At 55.4% G+C, this 10,113-nt stretch carries 10 protein-coding genes and 4 tRNA genes; all 14 read left to right on the top strand.

Annotated elements, in window-relative coordinates; all coding sequences use genetic code 11:
- Nucleotides 1-195: 195 nt before the first annotated feature.
- Nucleotides 196-1,155: a bifunctional biotin--[acetyl-CoA-carboxylase] ligase/biotin operon repressor BirA gene (gene birA / locus J1G34_RS26590; protein ID WP_222994851.1), complete on the top strand. Its 960-nt coding sequence runs from the start codon at nt 196-198 to the stop codon at nt 1,153-1,155.
- On the top strand, nt 1,145-1,894 hold the full coding sequence (locus tag J1G34_RS26595; protein ID WP_065891601.1) for a pantothenate kinase: 750 nt from the start codon (nt 1,145-1,147) through the stop codon (nt 1,892-1,894). Before birA ends, J1G34_RS26595 begins: the two co-directional genes overlap by 11 nt.
- 7 nt (nt 1,895-1,901) lie before the next feature.
- Nucleotides 1,902-2,348 (top strand): hypothetical protein, encoded by a 447-nt coding sequence (locus J1G34_RS26600; RefSeq protein WP_065891602.1) that lies wholly within the window; start codon nt 1,902-1,904, stop codon nt 2,346-2,348.
- A 141-nt stretch (nt 2,349-2,489) separates the two neighbouring features.
- Nucleotides 2,490-2,574, top strand: a tRNA-Tyr gene (locus J1G34_RS26605).
- A gap of 23 nt (nt 2,575-2,597) precedes the next feature.
- A tRNA-Gly gene (locus tag J1G34_RS26610) sits at nt 2,598-2,671 on the top strand.
- A gap of 26 nt (nt 2,672-2,697) precedes the next feature.
- Nucleotides 2,698-2,773 (top strand) — tRNA-Thr (locus J1G34_RS26615).
- A gap of 162 nt (nt 2,774-2,935) precedes the next feature.
- A tRNA-Trp gene (locus J1G34_RS26620) sits at nt 2,936-3,011 on the top strand.
- A gap of 45 nt (nt 3,012-3,056) precedes the next feature.
- Nucleotides 3,057-3,425, top strand: coding sequence for a preprotein translocase subunit SecE (secE, locus tag J1G34_RS26625; RefSeq protein ID WP_003194658.1), 369 nt, complete (start codon nt 3,057-3,059; stop codon nt 3,423-3,425).
- A 9-nt stretch (nt 3,426-3,434) separates the two neighbouring features.
- Nucleotides 3,435-3,968, top strand: a complete 534-nt coding sequence (nusG, locus tag J1G34_RS26630; protein ID WP_003176436.1) for a transcription termination/antitermination protein NusG — start codon at nt 3,435-3,437, stop codon at nt 3,966-3,968.
- A gap of 116 nt (nt 3,969-4,084) precedes the next feature.
- Nucleotides 4,085-4,516, top strand: coding sequence for a 50S ribosomal protein L11 (rplK, locus tag J1G34_RS26635; protein ID WP_003210097.1), 432 nt, complete (start codon nt 4,085-4,087; stop codon nt 4,514-4,516).
- Nucleotides 4,516-5,211, top strand: coding sequence for a 50S ribosomal protein L1 (rplA, locus tag J1G34_RS26640; RefSeq protein WP_222994852.1), 696 nt, complete (start codon nt 4,516-4,518; stop codon nt 5,209-5,211). The genes rplK and rplA overlap by 1 nt, the downstream gene beginning before the upstream one ends.
- Before the next feature lie 199 nt (nt 5,212-5,410).
- Nucleotides 5,411-5,911: a 50S ribosomal protein L10 gene (rplJ, locus tag J1G34_RS26645; RefSeq protein ID WP_056861893.1), complete on the top strand. Its 501-nt coding sequence runs from the start codon at nt 5,411-5,413 to the stop codon at nt 5,909-5,911.
- A gap of 78 nt (nt 5,912-5,989) precedes the next feature.
- The gene (rplL, locus tag J1G34_RS26650) at nt 5,990-6,355 is read left to right on the top strand and encodes a 50S ribosomal protein L7/L12 (protein ID WP_003176432.1); all 366 of its coding nucleotides are present in this window, start codon (nt 5,990-5,992) and stop codon (nt 6,353-6,355) included.
- 219 nt (nt 6,356-6,574) lie between these two features.
- Nucleotides 6,575-10,113, top strand: a 3,539-nt coding sequence (gene rpoB, locus J1G34_RS26655) for a DNA-directed RNA polymerase subunit beta (protein ID WP_222994853.1), incomplete at its 3' end; no start/stop codon positions are given.

Raw genomic sequence — 10,113 nt, forward strand, 5'->3', positions numbered from 1 at the left:
GGGTTTCCCCATGTGAGAGTAGGTCATCGTCAAGATTAAATTCCAGAACCCCTGTTTGCTAACGCAAACAGGGGTTTTGTTTTGGGCGCTCGAAAATCATAAGAGCGTTCACCGCGGCCTGGGGAAGTGTGGCCTTTCTATGCAATGCCTCTTCGCATGGCTATCATGCGTGCCTCATTGTGAGGCGATACCTGCATGCTTACGCTGTTAGAACTTCTGAAAGATGGCCGATTCCATTCCGGAGAGGCGCTGGGTGCTGCCTTGGGCGTTAGTCGCAGTGCCGTGTGGAAGCAGCTTCAGCTTCTTGAGGCCGAATTGAATCTACCTATTCATAAGGTGCGTGGTAAGGGGTACCAGTTAGCGTCGCCACTGGTGTTTCTGAATGCTGAAGGGATTACGCGAAGTGCACCGTCGTTGTCCTGGCCTATCCATATCTACGACTCGATTGATTCCACCAACGCAGAGGCGTTGCGCATGGTTGATGTCGCGCGAGCTGTGCCTTTCCTGGTATTAGCTGAGCAGCAAATGGCTGGGCGCGGTAGGCGCGGCCGAAAGTGGGTCAGCCCGTTCGCCCAAAACATCTATTACAGCCTGGTACTGCGTATTGAGGATGGCCTCCGGCAACTGGAAGGTCTGAGTCTTGTTGTTGGCTTGGCGGTCATTCAGGCTCTGCGAGAGTCCGGTGTTCAGGGTGCCGTCTTGAAATGGCCCAATGACGTATTGGTCGGGCGCAAGAAAATCGCGGGGATATTGCTGGAGTTGATTGGGGATCCGGCGGATATCTGTCACGTGGTAATCGGTATCGGGATCAACGTGAACATGCAGAGAGCCGCTGAGGTTGATCAGCAATGGACATCGGTGCAGCTCGAGACAGGATCTGCTGCTGATCGTAATGCTCTGGTGGCCCAGGTTAGCCTGCAACTGCAGCGCTACCTCGATCGGCACAGGGTATCTGGCTTTGCGGCCCTCCAGGAGGAATGGGAGCGAAATCATGCGTGGCAAGGGCAGGCGGTATCACTTATCGCGGGTGTGAATCGTGTTGATGGAGTGGTGCTCGGTGTTGATCGTCAAGGAGCGTTGCGCCTGGACGTAGACGGTGTCGAAAAAACATACAGTGGTGGTGAGTTAAGCCTGAGGTTGCGTGATGATTCTTGAGCTCGACTGTGGGAATAGCTTTATCAAATGGCGAGTGCTGAATCTCGACAGGGTGAGCGCCTTTGCGGAGGGCGTGGTCGGTTCGAATGTGGCATTGATTGAGAGTTTGAATGCGGTGCCGGACATGGCACTGACGCGTTGTCGACTGGTGAGTGTTCGCGCCCTGGAGGAAACGGACAAGCTGGTCGAGACGTTGATTGACGCTTTTGGCATTACGGTCTCGTGTGCGACGTCCGCGGTGGAAATGGCGGGCGTTCGCAATGGCTATGAGGACTTCGAGCGGCTTGGCCTGGACCGTTGGCTGGCGATCCTTGGAGGGTACAAGCTAGCGTCCGGTCCTTGCCTGGTGTTGGATTTTGGCACGGCGGCGACTGCAGATTTCATTGATGCCGATGGCAAGCATTTGGGAGGCTTCATTTGTCCTGGTCTGCCGCTTATGCGCAACCAGTTGCGTACCCATACGCGCAAGATACGCTACGACGATGCGTCCGCTGAGCGCGCTCTGGAGCGCCTGTCGCCCGGGCGTACAACGGTCGAGGCGGTCGAGCGTGGCTGTACGCTGATGCTGAGAGGGTTTGTGCTCACCCAGATCGAGCTCGCCAGGAGTTATTGGGGAGATAGCTTCACTGTATTCCTGACTGGCGGAGATGCTGACCTGGTCTTTGACGCTGTGCCGCAGGCACGGCTTGTGCCGGATCTGGTATTTATTGGCCTGGCAATGGCGTGCCCTTTGCCCTGAGGTGCTTATGCGTTGGTTGTTTCTGCTTCTACTGATTCTTAATGTCTTCTATTACATATGGCATCAGCAAGAGGCGCCGTTGCGCGCCAAGGATGTCACTCCTCTGAGTCTTTATCGTGGCTCCCAGCAGGATATAAAACTGCTGAGTGAATCTTCCGATTCGGTGGCTCGCAGGGATCGTGCGAAATCGTCCGACACGCAAAATACCTGCTTGTACATTGGCGGGTTTGCCGATCAGCGCCAGGCGCAATCCTTGGAACAGCGCCTCACGAGCCTGGATATAAAGGTCAAGGTCCAATTGCTGAACATGCCTGAAGCAACCGGTTATTGGCTCCGAGTGTCCCCTGAAAGCAGGCGCCTGGCGGATGATCTGCCCTTTGAAAACCTTGCTAAGGAATTCAATGAGTTAAAACATAAAATAATGCTGTGCGAAGGCATTGCAACTCTCCAATAGTTTGCATAGAATGGCGCCCGCTTCGCAGTGAAGACCTTTAAGGCTTTTGATGCGAAGCAACGTCAACGCAGCTAACCTCATAATTTAAATGAGAAAATGCTTGACAGAAGGTCGGCGTGATGTAAAATGCCGGCTCGCTTAGGAGGGGTTCCCGAGCGGCCAAAGGGATCAGACTGTAAATCTGACGTCTACGACTTCGAAGGTTCGAATCCTTCCCCCTCCACCATTTTAGCGTGAGCTGCAAGCTCCGCGGGTATAGTTTAGTGGTAGAACCTCAGCCTTCCAAGCTGATGATGCGGGTTCGATTCCCGCTACCCGCTCCAAGTTTGCAGGTTGTGCAAGGTGTTTTGCTCTTGTAGCTCAGTTGGTAGAGCACACCCTTGGTAAGGGTGAGGTCAGCGGTTCAAATCCGCTCAAGAGCTCCATATAAAAAGGCAGATATGAAAATATCTGCCTTTGTTTTAACAGCTGCCTCGGCTTGTATCGTGCTGTTTCTGGCGTTGGATGTCAGTGATTTCAAGTCTGTTGGGGTTGGTTGTTGTAAAGTCTTTTTCAGGCCTGCATAATGGTCGGCCTGATTTTGTTTTAGGTCAGTAGCTCAATTGGCAGAGCGACGGTCTCCAAAACCGTAGGTTGGGGGTTCGATTCCCTCCTGACCTGCCAGATTCACGTGGTGTGTCTGGCTTTCTTTTCACAGGATCTTCATAGATGACTCCTAAGGCTGAAGCTCAAAGCTCTCGTTTCGATCTGGTCAAGTGGCTCGCAGTAGTCGCCTTGGTGGTCGTAGGCGTTGTTGGCAATCAGTACTATTCTGCTTCGCCGATCCTGTACCGCGTTCTCGCTTTGCTCGCCCTTGCTGCTGTAGCCGCCTTTGTAGGCCTGCAGACTGCCAAGGGCAAGTCCTTCGCGGTCCTGGTAAAGGAAGCTCGCACTGAAATTCGTAAAGTCGTTTGGCCGACTCGCCAAGAAACCACACAGACCACATTGATTGTCGTGGCTGTTGTTCTGGTTATGGCGTTGCTGTTGTGGGGGCTCGATTCCCTGCTCGGCTGGCTTGTTTCCTTGATTGTTGGCTAAGGGTGTCCCGTGGCTAAGCGTTGGTACGTTGTGCATGCTTACTCGGGTTACGAGAAGCATGTTATGCGCTCTTTGCTGGAGCGCGTAAAGCTGGCAGGCATGGAAGATGGCTTCGGCGAAATTCTGGTTCCCACTGAAGAAGTGGTTGAAATGCGGAATGGCCAGAAGCGCAAGAGTGAACGTAAGTTCTTTCCTGGCTACGTGCTGGTGCAGATGGACATGAACGAAGGTACTTGGCACTTGGTCAAGGACACTCCTCGCGTCATGGGCTTCATTGGCGGTACTGCCGACAAGCCTGCACCGATCACCGATAAAGAGGCGGAAGCAATTCTGCGTCGTGTTGCTGACGGTAGCGACAAGCCTAAGCCGAAGACATTGTTCGAGCCAGGCGAGGTTGTTCGTGTCACAGATGGTCCGTTTGCTGATTTCAACGGCACTGTCGAAGAAGTTAACTACGAAAAGAGCCGGATCCAAGTGGCGGTGCTCATTTTCGGTCGCTCTACTCCGGTAGAGTTGGAGTTCAGCCAGGTCGAGAAGGTCTAGCTGAGCAAGCATCCCAACCCCACAGCCTAGGCTGTGGGGTTTTGTCGTCACTGGGATAAACGCGCAAGTAACCGGGGAGCCTTTCGAGGCGCTTGAACCCGTAATTGGAGTGCCTCATGGCCAAGAAGATTACCGCTTACATCAAGCTGCAAGTGAAGGCCGCTCAGGCCAACCCTAGCCCACCCGTCGGTCCAGCTCTGGGTCAGCACGGCGTGAACATCATGGAATTCTGCAAGGCCTTCAACGCCCGTACTCAGGGTATTGAACCAGGTCTGCCGACTCCAGTGATCATCACTGTATACAGCGACCGTAGCTTCACTTTCGAAACCAAGTCGACTCCGGCTTCGGTTCTTCTGAAGAAAGCTGCTGGTCTGACTAGCGGTTCCGCTCGTCCGAACACCGTTAAGGTTGGCACCGTAACTCGTGCTCAGCTGGAAGAAATCGCGAAAACCAAAAACGCGGATCTGACTGCAGCTGATATGGATGCAGCCGTGCGTACCATCGCCGGTTCTGCTCGTAGCATGGGCCTTAACGTGGAGGGTGTGTAATGGCTAAGCTGACCAAGCGCCAAAAGGCTATCGCCGGCAAAATCGAAGCGGGCAAGTCCTACAACTTTGTAGACGCTGCTGCCCAGCTGACCGAGCTGTCGACTGTCAAGTTCAGCGAGTCCGTTGACGTTGCTGTGAACCTGGGTGTTGACCCACGTAAATCCGACCAGGTCGTTCGTAGCGCTACTGTGCTGCCACACGGTACTGGCAAGACTGTACGTGTTGCTGTCTTCACCCAAGGCCCGGCCGCCGAAGCTGCTCTGGCCGCTGGCGCCGATCGCGTTGGCATGGACGACCTGGCTGCCGAAATGAAAGGCGGCGACCTGAACTATGACGTTGTTATTGCTTCCCCGGATGCAATGCGCGTTGTAGGTCAGTTGGGTCAGATCCTGGGTCCACGCGGCCTGATGCCTAACCCTAAAGTCGGCACCGTAACGCCAGACGTAGCTACCGCGGTTAAAAACGCCAAGGCTGGTCAGGTTCGTTATCGCACCGACAAAAACGGCATCATTCACACCTCCGTTGGCAAAGTCGGCTTTGATGCCGTCAAGCTGAAGGAAAACGTTGAAGCCCTGATCGCTGATCTGAAGCGTATCAAGCCTGCTTCCTCGAAAGGTATCTACGTCAAGCGCGTTACCCTGAGCACCACTATGGGCCCAGGTCTGGTCATCGACCAAGGCTCGCTGGACGTATAAGACACAGGTTGGCGCGAGCGATTGCGTCAATTGAAAGATTGGGGTCCCTGCCTGGCGGGGGCTATCCAAGACCGTAGGCGACGCAAGTCTTAAACCAACAAGCCTACGCAGATGGTGCTCCCGGTTCCTTACCGAATCAGACACCAAAACGACATCAGGCCTAGGCCGGATGAAACGGTAACAAGCAGGAGTTAAACCCGTGGCAATTAATCTCGAAGACAAGAAGGCCATCGTCGCTGAAGTCAACGAGGCTGCCAAAGCTGCTCTGTCCGCTGTCGTGGCTGATGCCCGTGGTGTGACAGTAAGCGCTATGACCGGACTCCGTAAAGAGGCTCGTGAAGCTGGCGTGTACGTACGTGTTGTACGTAACACCCTGCTCAAGCGCGCTGTTGCTGACACTGAATACAGTGTTCTCAACGACGTGTTCACCGGCCCGACTCTGATCGCGTTCTCCAAGGACCATCCAGGCGCTGCTGCCCGTTTGTTCAAGGAATTCGCCAAGAGTCAGGATAAGTTCGAGATCAAGGCAGCTGCGTTCGAGGGCAAGTTCCTCGCAGCTAACCAAATCGACGTACTGGCAACACTGCCGACCCGTAACGAAGCTATTTCGCAGCTGATGAGCGTGATTCAAGGCGCTACCAGCAAGCTGGCTCGTACTCTGGCTGCAGTTCGCGAGCAAAAAGAAGCTGCCGCAGCCTAAGGCTGAGCAAATTCTTTCGCGTATTTTTGTTTATTTCGATGGCCGCGTAGGCCGTCCCCCAATTCAGGAAATACAGCAATGTCTATCTCCCAAGACGATATCCTCAACGCCGTAGCTGAAATGTCGGTTCTGCAGGTTGTTGAGCTGATCAAAGCTTTCGAAGAAAAATTCGGCGTTTCCGCTGCCGCTGCTTCCGCTGGCCCAGCTGTTGCTGCTGTCGCTGCTGAAGAGCAAACCGAATTCAACGTCATGCTGCTGGAAGCTGGCGAGAAGAAAGTAAACGTGATCAAGGCAGTACGTGAACTGACCGGTCTGGGCCTGAAAGAAGCCAAGGCTGTAGTTGACGGCGCTCCTGCCCAGGTTCTGGAAGCTGTGTCGAAAGACGCTGCTGACAAAGCCAAAGCTACTCTGGAAGAAGCAGGCGCTAAAGTCGAGCTGAAGTAAGCATCGACCTTGCGTCTCCAGCCCAAGCTTTAAGCTGAAGGCTGATGGCTGGTGGCTCTTGCCACCGGCCTTTTTCCGTTCTTGGCTGTCGACTCGGTCGCCGCCATTAACGCGCTGTAGCCACCCGATGCGGTGGTGCAAACCATGGGGTTTGCAAGATTTTCTGGCTGCTCCCGTCGGGAGGGCCAAACAAGCAGGTGACCAAGCTGGGGAACGCTGATGGCTTACTCATATACTGAGAAAAAACGTATCCGCAAGGACTTTAGCAAGTTGCCGGACGTCATGGATGTCCCGTACCTTCTGGCTATCCAGCTGGATTCGTATCGTGAATTCTTGCAGGCGGGAGCGACCAAAGATCAGTTCCGCGACGTGGGCCTGCATGCGGCCTTCAAATCCGTTTTCCCGATCATCAGCTACTCCGGCAATGCTGCGCTGGAGTACGTCGGTTATCGCCTGGGCGAACCGGCATTTGATGTCAAAGAATGCGTGTTGCGCGGTGTTACGTACGCCGTACCTTTGCGGGTAAAAGTCCGTCTGATCATCTTCGACAAAGAGTCGTCGAACAAAGCGATCAAGGACATCAAAGAGCAAGAAGTCTACATGGGTGAAATCCCCCTGATGACTGAGAACGGTACCTTCGTTATCAACGGTACCGAGCGCGTAATCGTTTCCCAGCTGCACCGTTCCCCGGGCGTGTTCTTTGACCACGACCGCGGCAAGACGCACAGCTCCGGTAAGCTCCTGTACTCCGCGCGGATCATTCCGTACCGCGGTTCGTGGTTGGACTTCGAGTTCGACCCGAAAGACTGCGTGTTCGTGCGTATCGACCGTCGTCGTAAGCTGCCGGCCTCGGTACTGCTGCGCGCGCTCGGCTATACCACTGAGCAAGTGCTGGACGCCTTCTACACCACCAACGTATTCAGCCTGAAGGATGAAACCCTCAAGCTGGAGCTGATCGCTTCGCGTCTGCGTGGTGAAATTGCCGTCCTGGACATCCAGGATGAAAAGGGCAAGGTCATTGTTGAAGCCGGCCGCCGTATCACCGCGCGCCACATCAACCAGATCGAAAAAGCCGGTCTCAAAGAGCTGGAAGTGCCGCTGGACTACGTCCTGGGTCGCACTACCGCCAAGGTCATCGTTCACCCGGCGACAGGCGAAATCCTGGCTGAGTGCAACACCGAGCTGAACACCGAGATCCTGGCCAAAATCGCCAAGGCTCAAGTCGTTCGCATCGAGACCCTTTACACCAACGACATCGACTGCGGTCCGTTCATCTCCGACACCCTGAAGATCGACTCCACCAGCAACCAATTGGAAGCGCTGGTCGAGATCTATCGCATGATGCGTCCTGGTGAGCCACCTACCAAAGATGCTGCCGAAACCCTGTTCAACAACCTGTTCTTCAGCCCTGAGCGTTATGACCTGTCTGCGGTCGGCCGGATGAAGTTCAACCGTCGTATCGGTCGTACCGAGATCGAAGGTTCGGGCGTGCTGTGCAAGGAAGACATCGTCGCGGTACTGAAGACCCTGGTCGACATCCGTAACGGTAAAGGCATCGTCGATGACATCGACCACCTGGGTAACCGTCGTGTTCGCTGCGTAGGCGAAATGGCCGAGAACCAGTTCCGCGTTGGCCTGGTACGTGTTGAGCGTGCGGTCAAAGAGCGTCTGTCGATGGCTGAAAGCGAAGGCCTGATGCCGCAAGACCTGATCAACGCCAAGCCAGTGGCTGCGGCGGTGAAAGAGTTCTTCGGTTCCAGCCAGCTCTCGCAGTTCATGGACCAGAACAACCCGCTCTCCGAGATCACCCACAAGCGCCGTGTTTCGGCACTGGGCCCGGGCGGTCTGACCCGTGAGCGCGCAGGCTTCGAAGTCCGTGACGTACACCCGACGCACTACGGTCGTGTCTGCCCGATCGAAACGCCGGAAGGTCCGAACATCGGTCTGATCAACTCCCTGGCCGCTTATGCGCGCACCAACCAGTACGGCTTCCTCGAGAGCCCGTACCGTGTGGTGAAAGAAGGCTTGGTCACCGACGAGATCGTGTTCCTGTCCGCCATCGAAGAAGCTGATCACGTGATCGCTCAGGCTTCGGCCACGATGAACGACAAAAAAGTCCTGATCGACGAGCTGGTAGCTGTTCGTCACTTGAACGAGTTCACCGTCAAGGCGCCGGAAGACGTCACCTTGATGGACGTATCGCCCAAGCAGGTAGTGTCGGTTGCAGCGTCGCTGATCCCGTTCCTGGAACACGATGACGCCAACCGTGCGTTGATGGGTTCCAACATGCAGCGTCAAGCTGTACCGACTCTGCGCGCCGACAAGCCGCTGGTAGGTACCGGCATGGAGCGTAACGTAGCCCGTGACTCCGGCGTTTGCGTCGTGGCTCGTCGTGGTGGCGTGATCGACTCCGTTGATGCCAGCCGTATCGTGGTTCGTGTTGCCGATGACGAAGTTGAAACCGGTGAAGCCGGTGTCGACATCTACAACCTGACCAAATACACCCGTTCGAACCAGAACACCTGCATCAACCAGCGTCCGCTGGTGCGTAAGGGTGACCGCGTTCAGCGTAGCGATATCATGGCCGATGGCCCGTCCACCGATATGGGTGAGCTGGCACTGGGTCAGAACATGCGCATCGCGTTCATGGCCTGGAACGGTTACAACTTCGAAGACTCCATCTGCCTGTCGGAACGCGTTGTTCAAGAAGATCGCTTTACCACGATCCACATCCAGGAACTGACCTGTGTGGCACGTGACACCAAGCTTGGGCCAGAGGAAATCACTGCAGACATCCCTAACGTGGGTGAAGCTGCACTGAACAAGCTGGACGAAGCCGGTATCGTTTACGTAGGTGCTGAAGTTGGCGCAGGCGACATCCTGGTCGGTAAGGTCACTCCGAAAGGCGAGACCCAACTGACTCCGGAGGAGAAGCTGCTGCGTGCCATCTTCGGTGAAAAAGCCAGCGACGTTAAAGACACCTCCCTGCGCGTACCTACCGGTACCAAGGGTACTGTCATCGACGTACAGGTCTTCACCCGCGACGGCGTTGAGCGTGATGCTCGTGCACTGTCCATCGAGAAGACCCAACTCGACGAGATCCGCAAGGATCTGAACGAAGAGTTCCGTATCGTTGAAGGCGCGACCTTCGAACGTCTGCGTTCCGCTCTGGTAGGCCACAAGGCTGAAGGCGGCGCAGGCCTGAAGAAAGGTCAGGACATCACCGACGAAATCCTCGACGGTCTTGAGCACGGCCAGTGGTTCAAACTGCGCATGGCTGAAGATGCTCTGAACGAGCAGCTCGAGAAGGCTCAGGCCTATATCGTTGATCGCCGCCGTCTGCTGGACGACAAGTTCGAAGACAAGAAGCGCAAACTGCAGCAGGGCGATGACCTGGCTCCGGGCGTGCTGAAAATCGTCAAGGTTTACCTGGCAATCCGTCGCCGCATCCAGCCGGGCGACAAGATGGCCGGTCGTCACGGTAACAAAGGTGTGGTCTCCGTGATCATGCCGGTTGAAGACATGCCGCACGATGCCAATGGCACCCCGGTCGACGTCGTCCTCAACCCGTTGGGCGTACCTTCGCGTATGAACGTTGGTCAGATCCTCGAAACCCACCTGGGCCTCGCGGCCAAAGGTCTGGGCGAGAAGATCAACCGTATGATCGAAGAGCAACGCAAGGTCGCTGACCTGCGTAAGTTCCTGCACGAGATCTACAACGAGATCGGCGGTCGCAACGAAGAGCTGGACACCTTCAC

Origin of the sequence: Pseudomonas sp. Wu6, assembly GCF_019891515.1 — a bacterium.
GTDB classification, from domain to species: Bacteria; Pseudomonadota; Gammaproteobacteria; order Pseudomonadales; family Pseudomonadaceae; genus Aquipseudomonas; species Aquipseudomonas orientalis_A.

What these genes read in the sequence shown, in the direction of transcription:
- birA (WP_222994851.1), top strand. Translation starts at nt 196, where the DNA reads ATGCTTACGCTGTTAGAACTTCTGAAAGATGGCCGATTCCATTCCGGA.
- J1G34_RS26595 (WP_065891601.1), top strand. Translation starts at nt 1,145, where the DNA reads ATGATTCTTGAGCTCGACTGTGGGAATAGCTTTATCAAATGGCGAGTG.
- J1G34_RS26600 (WP_065891602.1), top strand. Translation starts at nt 1,902, where the DNA reads ATGCGTTGGTTGTTTCTGCTTCTACTGATTCTTAATGTCTTCTATTAC.
- secE (WP_003194658.1), top strand. Translation starts at nt 3,057, where the DNA reads ATGACTCCTAAGGCTGAAGCTCAAAGCTCTCGTTTCGATCTGGTCAAG.
- rplK (WP_003210097.1), top strand. Translation starts at nt 4,085, where the DNA reads ATGGCCAAGAAGATTACCGCTTACATCAAGCTGCAAGTGAAGGCCGCT.
- rplA (WP_222994852.1), top strand. Translation starts at nt 4,516, where the DNA reads ATGGCTAAGCTGACCAAGCGCCAAAAGGCTATCGCCGGCAAAATCGAA.
- rplL (WP_003176432.1), top strand. Translation starts at nt 5,990, where the DNA reads ATGTCTATCTCCCAAGACGATATCCTCAACGCCGTAGCTGAAATGTCG.